This is a genomic window from Streptomyces sp. NPDC048504 (assembly GCF_043200035.1).
Classification (GTDB): Bacteria; Actinomycetota; Actinomycetes; order Streptomycetales; family Streptomycetaceae; genus Streptomyces.
Window position 1 is genome coordinate 239,265 of sequence record NZ_JBICXA010000011.1, and the last position, 17,306, is coordinate 256,570.

17 protein-coding genes are annotated in these 17,306 nt (G+C 69.2%); 8 read left to right on the forward strand and 9 right to left on the reverse strand.

Going from position 1 to position 17,306, the window contains the following annotated elements; translation table 11 throughout:
* Positions 1-136 precede the first annotated feature (136 nt).
* The 6 genes from ACGFY9_RS27245 to ACGFY9_RS27270 form a co-directional block, all read right to left on the reverse strand.
* Positions 137-1,516 (reverse strand): 8-oxoguanine deaminase, encoded by a 1,380-nt coding sequence (locus ACGFY9_RS27245; RefSeq protein WP_393758321.1) that lies wholly within the window; start codon positions 1,514-1,516, stop codon positions 137-139.
* 120 nt (positions 1,517-1,636) lie between these two features.
* A complete protein-coding gene (gene pucL, locus ACGFY9_RS27250; protein ID WP_393758323.1) occupies positions 1,637-2,569 on the reverse strand; it encodes a factor-independent urate hydroxylase in 933 nt (310 codons plus the stop codon).
* Between the two features lie 7 nt (positions 2,570-2,576).
* Entirely contained in the window at positions 2,577-2,975 is a 399-nt protein-coding gene (uraH, locus tag ACGFY9_RS27255; RefSeq protein ID WP_393758325.1) for a hydroxyisourate hydrolase, read from the reverse strand.
* The gene (gene uraD, locus ACGFY9_RS27260; RefSeq protein WP_393758327.1) at positions 2,972-3,490 is read right to left on the reverse strand and encodes a 2-oxo-4-hydroxy-4-carboxy-5-ureidoimidazoline decarboxylase; all 519 of its coding nucleotides are present in this window, start codon (positions 3,488-3,490) and stop codon (positions 2,972-2,974) included. The genes uraH and uraD overlap by 4 nt, the downstream gene beginning before the upstream one ends.
* A 122-nt stretch (positions 3,491-3,612) precedes the next feature.
* Entirely contained in the window at positions 3,613-3,981 is a 369-nt protein-coding gene (locus ACGFY9_RS27265; protein ID WP_393758329.1) for a helix-turn-helix domain-containing protein, read from the reverse strand.
* Positions 3,978-4,229 (reverse strand): hypothetical protein, encoded by a 252-nt coding sequence (locus ACGFY9_RS27270; RefSeq protein ID WP_033279483.1) that lies wholly within the window; start codon positions 4,227-4,229, stop codon positions 3,978-3,980. Before ACGFY9_RS27270 ends, ACGFY9_RS27265 begins: the two co-directional genes overlap by 4 nt.
* Positions 4,230-4,377: 148 nt before the next feature.
* Between ACGFY9_RS27270 and ACGFY9_RS27275 the strand changes: the two genes are divergently transcribed.
* The 5 genes from ACGFY9_RS27275 (at position 4,378) to ACGFY9_RS27295 (ending at position 9,187) form a co-directional block, all read left to right on the forward strand.
* A complete protein-coding gene (locus ACGFY9_RS27275) occupies positions 4,378-5,208 on the forward strand; it encodes a TIM barrel protein (protein WP_393758330.1) in 831 nt (276 codons plus the stop codon).
* Between the two features lie 38 nt (positions 5,209-5,246).
* On the forward strand, positions 5,247-6,137 hold the full coding sequence (locus ACGFY9_RS27280; RefSeq protein WP_393758332.1) for a 2-hydroxy-3-oxopropionate reductase: 891 nt from the start codon (positions 5,247-5,249) through the stop codon (positions 6,135-6,137).
* A gap of 260 nt (positions 6,138-6,397) precedes the next feature.
* Positions 6,398-7,855, forward strand: coding sequence for a catalase (locus ACGFY9_RS27285; RefSeq protein ID WP_393758334.1), 1,458 nt, complete (start codon positions 6,398-6,400; stop codon positions 7,853-7,855).
* A 405-nt stretch (positions 7,856-8,260) separates the two neighbouring features.
* Positions 8,261-8,497 (forward strand): hypothetical protein, encoded by a 237-nt coding sequence (locus ACGFY9_RS27290; protein ID WP_365307205.1) that lies wholly within the window; start codon positions 8,261-8,263, stop codon positions 8,495-8,497.
* A 117-nt stretch (positions 8,498-8,614) separates the two neighbouring features.
* On the forward strand, positions 8,615-9,187 hold the full coding sequence (locus tag ACGFY9_RS27295) for a TIGR04222 domain-containing membrane protein (protein ID WP_393758336.1): 573 nt from the start codon (positions 8,615-8,617) through the stop codon (positions 9,185-9,187).
* 177 nt (positions 9,188-9,364) lie between these two features.
* Here the strand turns inward: ACGFY9_RS27295 and gcl are convergent, their stop codons facing one another.
* Positions 9,365-11,149 (reverse strand): glyoxylate carboligase, encoded by a 1,785-nt coding sequence (gcl, locus tag ACGFY9_RS27300; protein WP_393758338.1) that lies wholly within the window; start codon positions 11,147-11,149, stop codon positions 9,365-9,367.
* A gap of 187 nt (positions 11,150-11,336) precedes the next feature.
* On the opposite strand from gcl, the gene ACGFY9_RS27305 reads away from it, so the two are divergent.
* Positions 11,337-12,044 (forward strand): hypothetical protein, encoded by a 708-nt coding sequence (locus ACGFY9_RS27305; RefSeq protein WP_393758340.1) that lies wholly within the window; start codon positions 11,337-11,339, stop codon positions 12,042-12,044.
* A 17-nt stretch (positions 12,045-12,061) separates the two neighbouring features.
* On the forward strand, positions 12,062-12,256 hold the full coding sequence (locus ACGFY9_RS27310) for a hypothetical protein (RefSeq protein WP_393758342.1): 195 nt from the start codon (positions 12,062-12,064) through the stop codon (positions 12,254-12,256).
* Between the two features lie 517 nt (positions 12,257-12,773).
* Here the strand turns inward: ACGFY9_RS27310 and ACGFY9_RS27315 are convergent.
* Both ACGFY9_RS27315 and ACGFY9_RS27320 read right to left on the reverse strand, forming a co-directional pair.
* On the reverse strand, positions 12,774-14,381 hold the full coding sequence (locus ACGFY9_RS27315) for an AMP-binding protein (protein WP_393758505.1): 1,608 nt from the start codon (positions 14,379-14,381) through the stop codon (positions 12,774-12,776).
* Between the two features lie 32 nt (positions 14,382-14,413).
* A complete protein-coding gene (locus ACGFY9_RS27320) occupies positions 14,414-16,084 on the reverse strand; it encodes an AMP-binding protein (protein ID WP_393758344.1) in 1,671 nt (556 codons plus the stop codon).
* A gap of 272 nt (positions 16,085-16,356) precedes the next feature.
* Here ACGFY9_RS27320 and ACGFY9_RS27325 point away from each other — a divergent pair, with 272 nt between their 5' ends.
* Positions 16,357-17,169, forward strand: coding sequence for a response regulator transcription factor (locus ACGFY9_RS27325; RefSeq protein WP_393758346.1), 813 nt, complete (start codon positions 16,357-16,359; stop codon positions 17,167-17,169).
* Positions 17,170-17,306: the final 137 nt, after the last annotated feature.

The following is a 17,306-nucleotide window of genomic DNA, read 5'->3' on the forward strand; positions in this document are numbered from 1 at the left end:
AAAGGGGTGGAATAAGGCCGTTCCGGGGCGCACATGTCCATGCACGCCCCGGCCACGGCCACCGGTCGAGGGCCGTCCCCCTCAACCGGAGATCTTCAACTCAGCGACGCCGTACGGCGATTCATGCTGAGCGTGGTCAGCCCTGCGCGGCGATCCGCGCCAGGCGCTGGGCCTCTTCCCGCGTGGAGCGGGCGATCGTGTCCTCGTCGACGTGCAACAGCCGGTTGTCCTCGACGATCTGACGGCCGTTCACGAACGACGCGGTGACCGGGGCCGCCGCGCCGAAGACCAGCGCGGTCACCGGGTCGGCGATCGAGGCGTGGGCGAGGGTGTCCAGGTTCCACAGCACGAGGTCGGCGAGCTTGCCCGGCTCCAGGGAGCCGATCTCGCTTGCGCGGCCCAGGACTTGGGCGCCGCCGTACGTTCCGAGGCGCAGCGCCTGGCGGGCGTTGAGGGCCGCTTCGCGGTGGCCGCCGAGGCGGTTGATGAGGAGGGCGTTGCGCAGCTCGGTGTGGAGTTCGCCGGACTCGTTGGACGCGGTGCCGTCGACGCCGAGGCCGACCGGGACGCCGGCGGCGAGCATGTCGGGGACGCGGGCGATACCGGCGGCGAGGCGGGCGTTGGACGAGGGGCAGTGGGCGACACCGGTCTTCGTGCGGGCGAAGGCGGCGATGTCGGAGTCGTTCATGTGGACGCAGTGCGCCATCCACACGTCCGAGCCGAGCCAGCCGGTGGACTCGAAGTAGTCGGTCGGGCCCATGCCGAACAGCTCCTTGCAGAACTGCTCCTCCTCGACCGTCTCCGAGCCGTGCGTGTGCAGCCGTACGCCGAGCCGGCGGGCCAACTCGGCGCCCTGCCGCAGGAGTTCGGTCGACACGGAGAACGGTGAGCACGGGGCCACGGCCACCTGGGTCATCGCGTCGAAGGAGGCGTCGTGGTGCTCCCGTACCGTCGCCTCGGTCGCGGCGAGGGCACCCTCCAGGGTCTCGACGGCGAAGTCCGGGGGCAGGCCGCCGTCCTTCTCGCTGCGGTCCATGGAGCCGCGGGCCAGCGTGAAGCGGACGCCCATCTCGCGGGCGGCGCCGATGATGGCGCCGGAGAGGTCGCCGGAGCCCTTCGGGAAGACGTAGTGGTGGTCCATCGCGGTGGTGACACCGCCGCGGGCCATCATCGCGAGGGAACCCTGCGCGGCGGCGCGGACCATCCGCTCGTCGATGCGCGCCCAGGTCGGGTACAGCGCGACGAGCCAGTTGAACAGGTTGTGGTCGGTGGCCAGGCCCCGGGTGATCCACTGGTAGAAGTGGTGGTGGGTGTTGACCAGGCCGGGGGTCACCAGATGACCGGACGCGTCGATACGGCGTACGACGTTCTCCAGGCCCTCGGGGGCGCGGCCCGCGCCGAGGGACTCGATGCGGTTGCCGGCGACGACCACGTATCCGTGTCCGTACTCGGTGTCGTGGGCGTCCACCGTCGCGATCGAACAGTTCTCGATGACGATGCGCTGAACTGCTGCCATGGTTCGTCCTATTCGCTGTATGGAATGGGCACGGCAGGACCCGGGGATTTGAGTACCGCGGCCCGCACGGGACGGGCGGGCCACGGGTGCCGCAGAAGGAGCCGGTGGAGCGGGAGTTGCTCAGAGGTTGGTGAGATCCACCGGGATCTTCGGCTCGCAGCCGTCCCGCAGGACCGTCGCCTCGATCAGCCCATAAGGACGATCGGCGGCGAAGTACACAGCACCGTCTTCGGTGGCGTTCTTCAGACCGAACGGCTCCAAGTCCACAAGGAAATGGTGCTTGTTGGGGAGGGAGAACCGCACCTCGTCTATCTCGCCGCGGTTGTTGATGATCCGCGAACCCATCTGGTACAGGGTCTGCTGGAGCGACAGCGAGTACGTCTCCGCGAAGGCCTGGAGCATGTGCTTCCTCACCTGCTCGTAGGACTTCTCCCAACTCGGCATCTTCTGCTCGTCGTCGGACCAGTTGAAGCGCCAGCGGGCGGAGACCTGGGTGGCCAGGATGCGGTCGTAGGCCTCGGGGAGGGTCGTGTACTTGTCCTTGACGTAGCCCCAGAACTCGGAGTTGGTCGAGTTCATCACGACGAGGTCCTTGAGGCCGGATATGACCTCCCAGTTCTCACCGTCGTAGGTGATCTGGGTGACCCGGGTCTCCTGGCCCTTGCGGACGAAGGAGTGCTTGACCTCGTCGGCGCCGATGAACTGGGAGTTGGCGTCGGAGGTGTCGATCCGCTCCCAGGAGTACTCCTCGATGCGGATGCGCGCGGTCTTGATCGGCTCCTGGCTGGTCACGAAGTGCCGGGCGAGGTGGATGCCGAACTGCTCGGCGGACTCGATGCCGTGCTCCTTGGCGAACGCGTACACCGTGTTCTTGGTGGTGTCGGTCGGCAGCACGTTGGCGTTCGAGCCGGAGTAGTGGACCTCGTCCATGTCGCCGCTCAGCGACACGGACACGTTGAGGTCCTTGATGTGGTGGGTGGCGCCGTCCCGCGTGATCTTGACGACTCGGTTCTCGGCCTTGCCGTACTGGTTCTGTCCCAGGATCGTAGGCATGTGTCTGCTAGCTCCCTCGGTATACGGAGTAGCCGAACGGGTTGAGCAGCAGCGGTACGTGGTAGTGCTCGCCGGGCTTCACGGCGAAGGTGATCGCCACCTCGGGAAAGAACACTCCGGTCGCACCGCTGTCCCGATTCGCGGGGGCGTCCTGCTGCGCATCGGCTTGCTTCTTTTCGAAATACGGCTCCACGGCGAAGTCGAGCCGTACGTGTGTGGTGCCCTCCGGCAGCGCGGGAAGGTCCTTGCACCGGCCGTCCGCGTCGGTGGCCGAACCTCCGAGCGGCTGCCACTCCTCCAACGGGCCGCTGCGCGCGGCGAGTTGGACGGCGACGCCCTCGGCGGGGCGGCCGACGCTGGTGTCCAGGATGTGCGTGGACACCGAGGCGGTGGTGCTGGTGCTCATGCGCGGGCTTCCTCTTCGACGATGCGGGCGAGCCGGATGCAGTTGATCTTGCCCAACTCGGTGCGGACGATCTCGCGTTCCCGCTCCGGCGCGTTGCCGATCCGTTCCCTGACCGCGTCGCGCATCTGCTCGCCGGTGCGGCCGGTGGCACAGATCAGGAAGACATGGCCGAACTTCTCCTGGTACGCCAGGTTGAGGTCGAGCATCTCCGCCCTGAGGTCCTCGGAGGCACCCGCCATGCCGCGCTGCTCGCGGGCGGAGGTGGGGTCGCCGGGCTTGGGCCGGCCGATCGGCGGGTGACCGGCCATCGCCTCGGCCAGGTCGTCGGCGGTCAGCTCCGCCATCGCGGAGTCGCTCGCGGCGTACAGGTCCTCGGGACCGGCGTACGGACGGGCGGCGAGCAGCCGCCGCGCCCACGCCGTGGAGGCACACGCGTCGAGGAGCGCGGCGAAGGCCGCGTGCTCCTCCAGAACGTTGAACCGGACGAGCCCCGGCGGCATGGAAGTCGAAGTCACGGGGCCTCCGTGGCCTTGTGCTGAACGGGCTGCCCAGTAGCTAACGCCTTGCGAAACACCACGTCAACACTTTGTTGAAAATTCCGGGTAACAAAGCCCCCGGAGTCTCCTGAAGGGCCCGCTCAGGCCTCTTTCTCCCGGTTCAGGTAGTTGTACACGGTGAACCGGCTGACGCCGAGGGCGCTCGCCACGGTCTCCACGCCATGCCGTACGGAGAAGGCGCCGCGCGCCTCCAGTATCCGTACGACCTCCTGCTTGGCCTTGCGGTCGAGGTCCGCGAGGGGCTTGCCCTTCTTGCGTTCCATGGCGGCCAGGATGTGGTCCAGCGAGTCCGCGAGCTGCGGCAGGCGTACGGCGACCACGTCGGCGCCCTCCCAGGCGAGCACGACGTCGTCGGGGCCGGCCTCGTCGGGCGGGAGCATCTCGCCGCCCATGGCGTCGACCAGCGGCTTCACGGCCGTGATGAACGGCTCGTCCGCGACACCGGTCACCGGTCGCCCTCGCCGATCACGTTGAGCTGGAGCGAGACCCGGGTGGCGCCGGCCTCCAGGGTCCGGCGCAGCAGCGCGTCGACGGCGGTGAGCACCGCGTCGGTACCACCCTCGGCCGTGTTGCCGAACGGCCCGACGTCCACGGCGTCCAGCTCCGCAGCCTCGATGACCTCCCGGGCCACCAGCGCATGCGCGGGTGCCTCGTCGAGATCGAAGGGCTCTGTCGTGAACTCCACTCGCAATCGCACGCGCACAACCTAACGCGCGGTGCCGTTTTCCGCCGAGCCCTCTTGACAAGCTCCGACACCCGACGGCAATCTTCCATTAAGCAGAAACGAACTTCCGTAATACGGAATTACGACACTGACTCTCGACACGGAAGGGAGCGCGGCCCCCATGGGATTCGAAGACCAGCGCTTCAACGTCAACCTGTCGATCCTCTTCACCGAGCTCCCGCTCCTGGAACGCCCCGCGGCCGCCGCCGCGGCCGGCTTCACCGCGGTCGAGCTGTGGTGGCCCTGGGTCGACTCCCCCACCCCCGAGCAGTCCCAACTGGACGTGCTCAAGCGGGCGTTGGAGGACGCCGGCGTCCAGCTGACCGGCCTGAACTTCTACACCGGCCGGCTCCCGGGCCCGGACCGCGGCGCCCTGTCGATCCCCGGCGAGGAGTCGGAGAGGTTCCGCGCGAACATCGACGTGGCCGCCGACTTCGCCCATTCGCTCGGCGCCACGGCCCTCAACGCGCTCTACGGCAACCGCGTCGCAGGCGTGGACCCGGCCGAGCAGGACGCGCTCGCCCTGGAGAACCTGGTCCTCGCGGCCCGCGCCGCCGACCGGATCGGCGCGGTCCTGCTGATCGAGGCCCTGAACAAGCCCGAGTCGCCGCTGTACCCGCTCGTCAGCGCGCCCGCCGCCGTGGGAATCGTCGACAAGGTCAACGACGCAACCGGCCTCGGCAACGCGCGCTTCCTCATGGACCTCTACCACCTGTCCATGAACGGCGAGGAACTCCCGTCCGTGATCGAGCAGTTCACGGCGAAGACCGGCCATGTGCAGATCGCGGACAACCCGGGCCGCGGCGCCCCCGGCACCGGCACACTCCCGCTCGAAGACCTCCTCGACCAGCTGCGGAAGAGCGGCTACGACGGCTGGGTGGGCCTGGAGTACAAGCCCGGCGACCGCCCGAGCGCCGAGGCCTTCGACTGGCTCCCGCGCACGGCGCGCTGAACTCCCCCGACTTTGCTGAGCAGTTAGAGAGGCACCCCATGAGCAATCTCCCCAAGATCGCCTGGATAGGCCTCGGCATCATGGGCTCCCCCATGTCCGAGAACCTGATCAAGGCGGGCTACGACGTCACCGGATTCACCCTGGAACAGGACAAGTTGGACCGCCTGACCGCCGCCGGTGGCACCGCGGCCGGCTCCATCGCCGAGGCCGTGCGGGACGCCGACGTGGTGATCACCATGGTGCCCGCGTCCCCGCAGGTCGAGGCCATCGCCTACGGCCCGGACGGCATCCTGGAGAACGCCCGGGCCGGCACCCTCCTGATCGACATGTCGTCGATCACCCCGCAGACCTCGGTGGACCTGGCAAAGGCCGCCGCAGAAAAGGGAGTTCGGGTCCTGGACGCTCCCGTCTCCGGCGGCGAGGCCGGTGCGATCGAGGCCGTGCTGTCCATCATGGTCGGCGGCGGACAGTCCGACTTCGAGGAGGCCGAGCCGATCTTCGACGCGCTCGGCCGGACCATCGTGCTGTGCGGTCCGCACGGCTCGGGCCAGACCGTGAAGGCCGCCAACCAGCTGATCGTCGCCGTGAACATCCAGGCGTGCGCGGAGGCCGTGGTCTTCCTGGAGAAGTCGGGCGTGGACCTGGCGGCGGCCCTCGACGTCCTGGGCGGCGGGCTCGCGGGCTCCACCGTGCTGACGCGGAAGAAGGACAACTTCCTCAACCGCGACTTCAAGCCGGGCTTCCGGATCGACCTGCACCACAAGGACATGGGCATCGTCACGGACGCGGCCCGCAACGTCGGCGCCGCGCTGCCCGTGGGCGCCGTGGTGGCCCAGCTGGTGGCATCGCTGCGCGCCCAGGGCGACGGCGGCCTCGACCACTCGGCGCTGCTGCGCGCCGTGGAGCGCCTGTCGGGCGCGCAGCTTTAGGTCTTGTCCGCAAAGTCCCGTCGTCCGCCCGAAGGGCGGGCCCCGCGGCGTCCGGTGCGGCGAGAGTGCGTGCCGGGCGTCGCGGGGCTGGGGGCACCTCCCACGCCTTTAAGGCAGTGGGGGAGGGACTTTGCGGACACGGCCCAGCACCCCCAGACCCCGGGCGGCGCCATCGCTGACAACTGTCCTGTCGCGCCCAGGCGTTGGCGCCGCCCGGAACCATGCCCACCAGTTCAACAAATTGTCGAGGAATGCTCCCCATGTCGAAGCGCGTGCTCACGACCGAGTCCGGCGCCCCGGTCGCCGACAACCAGAACTCCGCCTCCGCCGGCATCGGCGGCCCGCTCCTCCTCCAGGACCAGCATCTGCTGGAGAAGCTCGCCCGGTTCAACCGCGAGCGCATCCCGGAGCGCGTGGTGCACGCCCGGGGCTCCGGCGCGTACGGCTACTTCGAGGTCACCGACGACATCACCGGCTTCACCCACGCCGACTTCCTGAACACGGTCGGCAAGCGCACCGAGGTCTTCCTGCGCTTCTCCACGGTCGCCGACTCGCTCGGCGGCGCGGACGCGGTGCGCGACCCGCGCGGCTTCGCGGTCAAGTTCTATACCGAGCAGGGGAATTACGACCTCGTCGGGAACAACACCCCGGTGTTCTTCATCAAGGACCCCATAAAATTCCCGGACTTCATCCACTCGCAGAAGCGCGACCCCTTCACGGGCCGTCAAGAGCCGGACAACGTATGGGACTTCTGGGCGCACAGCCCCGAGGCCACGCACCAGGTGACCTGGCTGATGGGCGACCGCGGCATCCCGGCGTCGTACCGCCACATGAACGGCTACGGATCGCACACCTATCAGTGGACGAACGCGGAGGGCGAGGCCTTCTTCGTCAAATACCACTTCAAGACGAACCAGGGCGTGCGCAGTCTGTCTTCCGACCAGGCTGCTGAGCTCGCGGGCAAGAACCCCAACTCCCACCAGACGGACCTGCTTCAGGCCATCGAGCGGGGCGTGAACCCGTCCTGGACCCTGCACGTCCAGCTCATGCCGGCGGCGGACGCGGCGGAGTACCGCTTCAACCCGTTCGACCTCACGAAGGTGTGGCCGCACCGGGACTACCCGCTCCAGCGCGTGGGCCGCCTGGTCCTGGACCGCAACCCGGACAACGTGTTCGCCGAGGTCGAGCAGGCCGCGTTCTCCCCGAACAACTTCGTGCCGGGCATCGGCCCTTCGCCCGACAAGATGCTCCAGGGCCGCCTGTTCGCCTACGCGGACGCACACCGTTACCGCCTGGGCGTCAACCACACCCTGCTCGCGGTGAACGCCCCGAAGGCGACGACGGCGCAGAACTACGGCCGGGACGGCTTCATGGCGTCCAACTCCCAGGGCCGGTCGGCGAAGAACTACGAGCCGAACTCCTACGACGGCCCGACCGAGACCGGCCGCGCTCTGTCGGCGCCCCTGTCGGTCACCGGCTACACGGGCACGCACGAGGCCCCGCAGCACACCAAGGACGACGACTTCTACCAGGCGGGCGAGCTGTACCGCCTGATGTCGCCCGAGGAGCGGTCCCGACTCGTCGCGAACATCGCCGGCGGCCTCGCCCAGGTCTCCCGCGACGACGTGATCGAGAAGAACCTCGCCCATTTCCACGCGGCCGACCCCGAGTACGGCCGACGCGTGGAGGAGGCGGTCCACGCCCTGCGCGAGGACTGATCCGGGGCCGAAGAACCCGAAGACTCAACAGACGGCCCGTGCGTGCCGGACGACCCGGATGAGGGGTGGTCACCGGCACCGCGCGGGCAGGGCCAGGACCGCGGCGGAAAGCGAGCCAGTGCGGTGGTGAAGGTTCCAGGGGCTGCTTCTCGACCTGAGGGAAGAAGCACCCGGTCCCGTCGCGACCGCCGCGGTCCCAGCCGAAGGCTTTCACGGAGGCGGAGGCCCCCAGGGCTCCCCTTTTCGAGACCGCAGACTCCGTCCGGCGGCGCGAACGTCCTGTCGCGCCCAGCCTCGCGCCGTCGGACGGCCACCACGACGAGCGCCGGATACGGACAGTCCCGTATCCGGCGCTCTTCGGCGTTTCCGGGTGCGGATCCGCCGTGGGCACAGCAGCCTGAAGGCATGGCACACCCATCGGAACACCCGCACATCGTGGTCCATCCCCCGGCGCTGGACGGCTCCCGCCGGGTCACCACCGGTGACGAGACCCTCGGTATCGCCTCGCACCTGGACGACGTCGTCGAGATCCTGCGCCTCGCCGATCTGGACCGGATCGAGGTCGAGGAGAGCGACCTGATCGACTGGCAGGGCGGCGGGCCCGAGGACTGGCCCGGCTTGTCGGAGCACCACGATCAGTGAACCTCAAATAAACCTCTGAACCCCCCTGCCGAGGCTTCAACCACCCCTGAACGCGGGCACATTCGTCGCACGAGGCCCGCCGGCACGGGGGCGGCGGGCCTCGTATCAGGGGGTGTCATGAGCGGTGATCCGACGATCCGGCTCCAGCCTCACGAGGTCGCGTTGCTGCGGGGTGGTTCTCGTGCGGCGGTGACTGTGGCGGTGGTTGCCTTGCATCTGCGGGGTGAGGTGCGGGCTGGGCGGCCCGGCACGATGCGGACGTCGGGCGTGTCTGCGGGGGTGGGGGCGCTTCCACGTCTTACGAAGGCTGTGCACTCCGCGCTCTACCGGCCCGCGGGGATGCGGGAGTTGCCTGATCGGCGGGGTGTGGGTGAGGCGCTCGGCGAGTTGCGTGGGGATCTTGTGGCGGCGGGGTTGCTGCGCAGGTTTCCGCCTCGGCGTACTCGCGCTGCGCGCGTGCTGTTGAAGTCCCTGCGTGTTCGACTCCCGTTGCCTGCCGGGCGGGAGGGTGTGTCGTCGGATGATGTTCTGCTGGCGGTTGCGCTGTACGGGGACAAGGCGTTGGTCTCGCTTGTGCCGCGTTTTGCTGAGGCGGCGGGGTTGATCGGGCGGGGTGGGAGCGCGGACGAGGGGTTGCCGCGGGCCTGGGGTGGGGGGTCTGGGGGTGGGTTCACTTGTGGGGCCGTTTAGGTCCTGCCGGGTTCTGTTAGTTGCGGAGTGCGGGTCGTTTTGTGGCTGGTCGCGCCCACGCGGCGGAGCCGCACATTGACACAGCCCCGCGCCCCTGTTTGTGGCGCTTCGCGCCTACAAACAAAGGGGCGGCCCATCCCCCAGGATGGGCCGCCCCCTCATCTCTATCCCTGCGTCTCAGACCTTCAACTTCCTTATCGACGTCGGTGCGTGGCCCGGCTCGGTCGCGATCTCCTCGAACTCCACCACCTCGCTGATGTCGTTCGTCTTGCTCATCGCGATGTTGGTGACTCGTTCGAGGATGGCTTCTACGACGACCGGGACCCTGAACTCCGCGGCGAGCTTCTTGGCCTGTTCGAAGGCCGTGCCCAGTTCGGTGGGGTCGGTGACGCGGATGGCCTTGCAGCCGAGGCCTTCGACGACCTTGACGTGGTCGACGCCGTAGACGCCCAGCTCAGGGGAGTTGATGTTCTCAAATTCCAGGTTGACCTGGAAGTTGATGTCCAGGCCGAGCTGGGCCTGGCGGATGAGGCCCAAGTAGGCGTTGTTCACGAGGACATGGACGTACGGGATGCGGTGCTGTGCCCCGACCGCCAGTTCCTCGATCATGAACTGGAAGTCGTAGTCGCCGGAGAGGGCGACCACGGACGCGTCGGGGTCGGCCTTGGCGACGCCCAGAGCGGCCGGGATCGTCCAGCCGAGGGGGCCTGCCTGGCCGCAGTTGATCCAGTGGCGGGGGCGGTAGACGTGGAGCATCTGGGCGCCGGCGATCTGGGAGAGGCCGATCGTGGAGACGTACCGGGTCTCCGGGCCGAAGGCCTTGTTCATCTCCTCGTAGACACGCTGGGGTTTGATCGGGATGTCGTCGAAGTGCGTACGGCGCTGGAGAGTTGACTTTCGTTCCTGGGCCGATGCTGCCCAGACCGAGCGGTCGGGGAGGGTGCCCGCCGCCTTCAACTCCCTTGCCACCTCCACGAACAGCTCCAGCGCCGCCTTCGCGTCGGACGCGATCCCGTAGTCGGGGGCGAAGATCTTGCCGATCTGGGTGGGTTCGATGTCGACGTGAACGAACGTGCGGCCTGCCGTGTAGACGTCCAGCTTGCCGGTGTGGCGGTTGGCCCAGCGGTTGCCGATGCCGAGGACGAAGTCGGACTCCAGGAAGGTCGCGTTGCCGTAGCGGTGCGAGGTCTGGAGGCCGACCATGCCGGCGTTCAGTTCGTGGTCGTCGGGCAGGACGCCCCAGCCCATCAGGGTCGGGACGACCGGGGTACCCGTCAACTCGGCGAATTCCACGAGGAGTTCGGCCGCGTCCGCGTTGATGACACCGCCTCCTGCGACGATCAGCGGGCGTTCGGAGGCGTTCAGCATCCCGATCGCCTTCTCGATCTGGGCCCGGGTCGCGGCGGGCTTGTAGGCCTGGAGCGGCTCGTACGTCTCCGGGTCGAACTCGATCTCCGTGAGCTGCACGTCGATCGGGAGGTCGATCAGGACCGGGCCGGGGCGGCCGGAGCGCATCAGGTGGAAGGCCTGCTGGAAGACGCCGGGGACCTGAGCCGCCTCCAGGACCGTGATCGCCATCTTCGTCACCGGGGCCGCGATCGACGCGATGTCCACAGCCTGGAAGTCCTCTTTGTGGATCACGGCGGTCGGGGCCTGGCCCGTGATGCACAGGATCGGGATCGAGTCGCCGATCGCGGAGTAGAGGCCGGTGATCATGTCGGTGCCGGCCGGGCCCGAGGTGCCGATGCAGACACCGATGTTGCCCGGGCTGGTACGGGTGTAGCCCTCCGCCATGTGCGAGGCGCCCTCGACATGGCGGGCGAGGGTGTGGTGAATGCCGCCGGAGGCCTTGAGCGCGGCGTAGAAGGGGTTGATCGCCGCGCCCGGGACACCGAACGCGTCGCTGACGCCCTCGCGCTTGAGGATCTCGACTGCCGCGCGGGCAGCGGTCATACGAGCCATGGAGTACTCCTGCTTCGGCTGTCGGAATCACTTCACCGGCGCGCCCCGCGGTGAAAACTCCTTGCGAGCTTCTGACTTCCGCATCGGTTTCCGTATTGCGGAATCTAACTTCTACTATCTGGAAGTAATGTAAGTGGGGTGACCAAGGCCGTCAAGAGACGGACAAGCAGGGGTTTTCAGGAGGACTATGGGGCTCATGTCCGAGAGCGTGCCGGTGCGCTGTCCGGCGTGCCGACGAGAACACGTCTACGCCGCGCCGTCGTATCCCTGTGTGTGCGGGGCCCCCGTCGCTCCGCCGCTGGACCAACGTGGTGTGGCCACGGTAGTGAATCACCGCGTGTGGGACGAGGACTGGATCGCGGTCCGCTGCGCGGCCTGCGGCCGGCTGGACGAGTGGCCGTACCCGGAGCTGGGCTGCCCGTGCGGGATCCTGCTGCGGATACCGGTCGCGGGCGCGGAACCGACGTCGGAACCCGCCGCGAGGCCCCCCAAGGTCGGCGCCGAGGTCGAGGGCCGCCCCGCTTTCCAGCCTGTCACGATCCGCACCGCGCGCGACGCGGTCACCGCCGCCGCGCTCTATCTGCGCTGGCTCGGCTACCGGGACATCCGCCGCGCCGACCAGAGACCCCCGTCCGGCATCGGCCTCGCCGCCCGCGGCATCCTCGCGCAGGTCGACCCGACCGTGCGCCCGGCCTCACTGCGCGACGTGGAGTGCCTGTGGCTGACCGCCATGACGGAGTCCACCGAATGCGTCTACTTCTCCCTCGCCGGCTACGCAGACGACGCCCGAGCCCGCGCGGACGCCCTCCGCATCCCCCTGTTCGTCCTCGACCTCACGGGGACGCCCCAGCCGGTGAACGAGCTGGCTGATCAACTCGACGCGGCGGGGAGTTAGTTGGGCGGTCGCGGCCGGTGCACGGCGACCACGGCCGCTTCGTAACGGCGGACGACGGGCGACGGTGGCTGCGGCCGACGACGGCCTGGCGGTACGGCGAGGACACGCACCGCAAGTCGCCGACCTCGCCGCAGCCCGTCCTACTCGACCTCACGGGCACGCCCCGGCCGACGAACGGCCTCCCCGACCAAGTCACCACGGCGGGAGGCTAGTTGAGTGGTCACGGCTGGTTCATGGCGATCAGGGTGCGTTCGTGACGCAGGGCAGCGGGCGGTGGGCGACCTTGCCGGCCAACTCGACGCGGCGGACAGCTAGTTGAGCGGTCGCGGTTGCTTCGTGACGGCCGACGCGGGACGACGGACAGCGGGCGACTACCGGACCACGCGACGATGACGCGGACCCCCGGAGGCCGTCCGCCGCCGACGTCGTATTGCTGCGGCTGCGGCTCCGGGACGTCGCCACAAAGCCGCGCCGCAGGTCGCTGGACTCGCCGCAGACCGTCACGTCAGACGTATCCCAGGCCGTCGGACGCCCGGAGTCACAGCAGCTCAGCCGAGCACCAGCCCCCCGCCGCCGAGCGCCCCTTACACGCCACCGGCCGACCGGACGCCCAAGCCACCCCACACCCCAGCAACCCATCACCCCGGCGCACCCCGCACCCCTCACCCCGCCCCGGCCCGGCCCACCACAACACCCGCGAAGGCCCACCTACACCCACTTGCCCCCACCTCACCGCCCCCGAACAGCCCGCTCCCGCAACTCGATCTTCCGTACCTTCCCCGACACCGTCATCGGAAAGGCGTCCATGATCTGGAGCAGACTCGGGACCTTGTAGTGCGCCAACCTGCCCTCGCAGAACCCCCGCAGCTCCTCCAGCGTCAGCGGATCCGCCGGGTCGCGTGGGATCACGCATGCCAGGACCTCCTCCCCGTAGCGCTCATGCGGCACCCCCACCACCTGGACGTCCGCGACCTTCGGGTGGGTGTAGAGGAACTCCTCGATCTCGCGCGGGTAGATGTTCTCGCCGCCCCGGATGATCATGTCCTTGATGCGGCCGACGATCTCGACGTAGCCGTCCTCGCGCATCATCGCTAGGTCACCCGTGTGCATCCAGCGCCCCGCGTCGATCGCCTCGGCGGTCTTCTCGGGCTCGTTCCAGTAGCCGAGCATCACGCTGTAGCCGCGGGTGCACAACTCGCCAGCCGCGCCCCGGGGTTGGGTGACCCCCGTCGCCGGGTCGACGACCTTGACCTCCAGGTGCGGGAGGACGCGGCCGACCGTGCCGGTGCGGTGCTCCAGGTCGTCGTCCATCCGCGTCTGCAACGACACCGGGGACGTCTCCGTCATGCCGTAGCAGATGGAGACCTCCGCCATGTGCATCTCGGCGACCACCCGTTTCATCACCTCGACCGGGCACGGCGAGCCCGCCATGATGCCGGTGCGGAGGGAGGAGAGGTCGTAGGACGCGAAGTCGGGGAGGTTCAACTCCGCGATGAACATGGTGGGGACGCCGTAGAGGGACGTGCAGCGCTCCTGCTGGACGGCCTTCAGGGTCGCCGTCGGGTCGAAGGACGGGGCCGGGATCACGATGCACGCTCCGTGCGAAGTGGCCGCGAGGTTGCCCATGACCATGCCGAAGCAGTGGTAGAACGGGACCGGGATACAGATCCTGTCCTGCTCGGTATACGCGATCAACTCCCCTACAAAATAACCGTTGTTGAGGATGTTGTGGTGGGAGAGGGTCGCCCCCTTGGGGAAGCCCGTCGTGCCCGAGGTGTACTGGATGTTGATGGGGTCGTCGCAGGACAACTCGGCCTCTCGGGACCGTAGTTCCGCCGAACGGTCAGCCGCGCCCCGGGCGACCAGCGCGTCCCAGCTCGGGTCGCCGATGTACACCGCATCCCGCAACTCCGGGCACTTGGGCCGCACTTGCTCGACCATCGCCCGGTAGTCACTCGTCTTGTGGCTGGCCGAGGCGAACAGGACCGAGATCCCCGCCTGCTTGAGGACGAACTCGACCTCGTGGGTGCGGTACGCCGGGTTGATGTTCACCATGACCGCGCCGATGCGGGCGGTGGCGTACTGGACGAGCACCCACTCCGGGCAGTTGATCGCCCAGATCCCCACCCGGTCGCCCTTCGCCACCCCGCTCGCGAGCAGCGCGTACGCCAACTGCTCGACGTCCGCGGCGAATTGACCGTACGTCCAGCGCCGCCCGGACGGCACGTCCACGAGCGCCTCACGGTCGGGCCACGCGGCGACCGCCCGGTCGAGGTTGGCGCCGATGGTGTCGCCGAGGAGTGAAGTCCCGCTGGTTCCATGGCTGTACGAGTTCATCGGCGCGTTCATCGGCGAGGTCGTCGGCGCGTTCATCGGAAGTCCTCCTCGCGGTACTCGGCGCCCGACCCCGCGGCCGTCGCCTCCCGCAGTTCGATCCGGCGGATCTTGCCGGAGACGGTCTTGGGCAGGTCGGCGAACTCCAGCCGCCGGATGCGCTTGTACGGAGCGAGGACGTCCCGCGAGTGCTCGAACAGCACCTTCGCGGTGTCGGGCCCCGGCTCCCAGCCCGCCGCGAGCACGACGTACGCCTTCGGTACGGCGAGGCGCAGCTCGTCCGGCGCGGGCACCACGGCGGCCTCGGCCACGGCCTCGTGCTCCAGCAGGGCGCTCTCCAGCTCGAACGGGGAGATCTTGTAGTCGGAGGCCTTGAAGACGTCGTCGGACCGGCCGACGTAGGTGATGTAGCCGTCCTCGTCGCGGGAGCCGATGTCGCCGGTGCGGTAGTACCCGCCGGCCATCGCCTCCGCCGTACGGTCCGGGTCTCCGTGGTAGCCGGTCATCAGGCCGACCGGCGGGTCGGACAGGTCGAGCGCGATCTCGCCCTCGGCCGCGCCCGGCGCACCCGACACCGGGTCCAGCAACTCGACCCGGTAACCCGGACTCGGCCGCCCCATCGAACCAGTCTTCAACGGCTGGCCGGGACTGTTGGAGACCTGCACGGCCGTCTCCGTCTGCCCGAAGCCGTCCCGGATGGTGACGCCCCAGGCCCGCCGGACCTGCTCGATGACCTCGGGATTCAAGGGCTCCCCCGCCGCCAGCGCCTCGCGGGGCGGGGTGCGCAGCTGGGTCAGATCGGCCTGGATGAGCATGCGCCAGACGGTCGGCGGGGCGCAGAAGGTGGTGACCCCCGCGCGGTCCATCTCGGCCATCAGACGGGCCGCGTCGAAGCGCGTGTAGTTGTGGATGAAGACGGTCGCCTCCGCGTTCCAGGGCGCGAAGAGGTTGGACCAGGCGTGCTTGGCCCAGCCGGGCGAGGAGATGTTGAGGTGCACGTCGCCGGGCTGAAGGCCGATCCAGTACATGGTGGCCAGATGGCCGATCGGGTACGAGGTGTGGGTGTGCTCGACCAGCTTGGGGCGGGCGGTCGTACCCGAGGTGAAGTAGAGCATCAGCGGGTCGTCGGCCAGGGTCCGGGCGTCCGGCGTGAACTCGGCCGACGCGGCGTACGCGTCCTCGTAGGTCCGCCAGCCCTCGACCGCGCCGCCGACCGCGATGCGCGTGTAAGTCCCGGGCACCTCGTCGAACTTGGCGACGTCCCCGGAGCGCACGATCGCCTGCCGGACCCGGCCGCGTTCGACCCGGTCGCGCAGGTCGGCGGGGCCCAGCAGCGGGGTGGCCGGGATGACGACGGCGCCGAGCTTCATCGCGGCCAGCGCCGTCTCCCACAGCTCGGTCTGGTTGCCGAGCATGACGAGGATCCGGTCCTCGGCGCGGACGCCCTGGGCGCGCAGCCAGTTGGCGACCCGGTTGGAGCGCTCGGACATCTCCGCGAAGGACAGGGCGGCCTCGGTGCCGTCCTCCTCGACGATGTGCAGCGCGGTGCGGTCGTTGCCGGCCGCGATGACGTCGAACCAGTCGAGCGCCCAGTTGAAGTGCTCGGGCCTGGGCCAGGAGAAACCCTCGTAGGCCGTGGCATAGTCCGTACGGTGCGCCAGCAGAAAATCCCTCGCGCTACGGAACGACTCACTCGCCGTCGTCATCTGTCCTCCTTGCTTTTTTGGGTCGTTCACCTCCAGGGTGCTCTCAGCCGGCGTCGAGAGCCCGACCGTGCTCAGCCCTTCGGGCCTCCGCGCGCTCGACCTCTCGGCGCCGGCGCACCCTTCCAGTTCACTCCCGCGGTACCGGACCATTGCCGGGCGGCTCTCTGACATCGTGTAATCCGTGATGTGGGTCTCACTACCCCCGTACGGGGGTGTGTGCAGCAGGGCGGCCGCAATGAAGGGGCAAGCGGGTGGCGACGGACGCGGCAGGGATGGTGGAGATTCAGTCGGCGCTGGTACGGCTCCGGCGCGGTACGGGGCTGCCGGTCGCCTTCGGCGGCCTGGTGGAGACCGGCCGGCAGCAGATGCGCATCAGCGAGCTGAGCGGCACGTTGACCCCGTCCCTGCGCGCCCTCGCGGTGTCCTCGGGCAACGGTCTCGGCGGCAAGGCGGTCGCCCTCGCCCGCCCGTGCGCCGTCCTGGACTACTCCGCCTCACGCCAGATCAGCCACGAGTACGACGCCCCGGTGGCCACCGAGGGCCTGCGCGCGATCCTCGCGGTCCCGGTCGTCGTACGCCGCCGGGTGCGCGGTGTTCTCTACGGCGCGCTGCGCACCGCCCAGCCGCTCGGCGACCGGATGCTGAGCGCGGCGATGGAGGCCGCGCGGGACGTGGAACAGGCGCTGGTGGTGCGGGAGGAAGTGCGGGAGCTGCTGAGCGCGGCGCGCCCGGCACCGGCCCCCGATCCGGCGGCGAGCGCGGTGTGGGAGCAGGTGCGGGAGGCACACGCGGCGCTGCGGGCGCTGGCCCCGCGCATCCCGGACCCGGCGCTGCGGGCCGAACTCCTCGACGCCTGCGGCCTGTTGACAGCCGAGGCGGCCACCGGGGACGTAGAACTCGCGCCCCGGGAGCTGGACGTCCTGGCGTGTGTGGCGGCGGGGGCGACGAACGCGGTGGCGGCGGAGCGGCTGGGGCTGCGGCCGGAGACGGTGAAGGGGTATCTGCGCTCGGCGATGCGGAGGCTCGGGGCGCACACCCGCGGGGAGGCCGTGGTGGCGGCGCGGCGGGCGGGTGTGCTGCCGTGAGCGGAGCGGACGTACCCCCTGGGGCGGCTCCCGCGACGACCGGCTATTCATTCATCGGAGCTTTGAATTTCCTCATGCCGCACGGTTGTTATTTCCCTCACGACCCCATCCATCCGAATTTCAAGGACTGATTGCCT

Coding starts and splice junctions, on each gene's coding strand:
- ACGFY9_RS27315 (WP_393758505.1), bottom strand. CDS start 14,381: ATGAACTCGTACAGCCATGGAACCAGCGGGACTTCACTCCTCGGCGAC.
- ACGFY9_RS27245 (WP_393758321.1), bottom strand. CDS start 1,516: ATGGCAGCAGTTCAGCGCATCGTCATCGAGAACTGTTCGATCGCGACG.
- ACGFY9_RS27320 (WP_393758344.1), bottom strand. CDS start 16,084: ATGACGACGGCGAGTGAGTCGTTCCGTAGCGCGAGGGATTTTCTGCTG.
- ACGFY9_RS27285 (WP_393758334.1), top strand. CDS start 6,398: ATGTCGAAGCGCGTGCTCACGACCGAGTCCGGCGCCCCGGTCGCCGAC.
- pucL (WP_393758323.1), bottom strand. CDS start 2,569: ATGCCTACGATCCTGGGACAGAACCAGTACGGCAAGGCCGAGAACCGA.
- ACGFY9_RS27290 (WP_365307205.1), top strand. CDS start 8,261: ATGGCACACCCATCGGAACACCCGCACATCGTGGTCCATCCCCCGGCG.
- ACGFY9_RS27295 (WP_393758336.1), top strand. CDS start 8,615: ATGAGCGGTGATCCGACGATCCGGCTCCAGCCTCACGAGGTCGCGTTG.
- uraH (WP_393758325.1), bottom strand. CDS start 2,975: ATGAGCACCAGCACCACCGCCTCGGTGTCCACGCACATCCTGGACACC.
- ACGFY9_RS27325 (WP_393758346.1), top strand. CDS start 16,357: ATGGTGGAGATTCAGTCGGCGCTGGTACGGCTCCGGCGCGGTACGGGG.
- ACGFY9_RS27275 (WP_393758330.1), top strand. CDS start 4,378: ATGGGATTCGAAGACCAGCGCTTCAACGTCAACCTGTCGATCCTCTTC.
- gcl (WP_393758338.1), bottom strand. CDS start 11,149: ATGGCTCGTATGACCGCTGCCCGCGCGGCAGTCGAGATCCTCAAGCGC.
- ACGFY9_RS27280 (WP_393758332.1), top strand. CDS start 5,247: ATGAGCAATCTCCCCAAGATCGCCTGGATAGGCCTCGGCATCATGGGC.
- ACGFY9_RS27305 (WP_393758340.1), top strand. CDS start 11,337: ATGGGGCTCATGTCCGAGAGCGTGCCGGTGCGCTGTCCGGCGTGCCGA.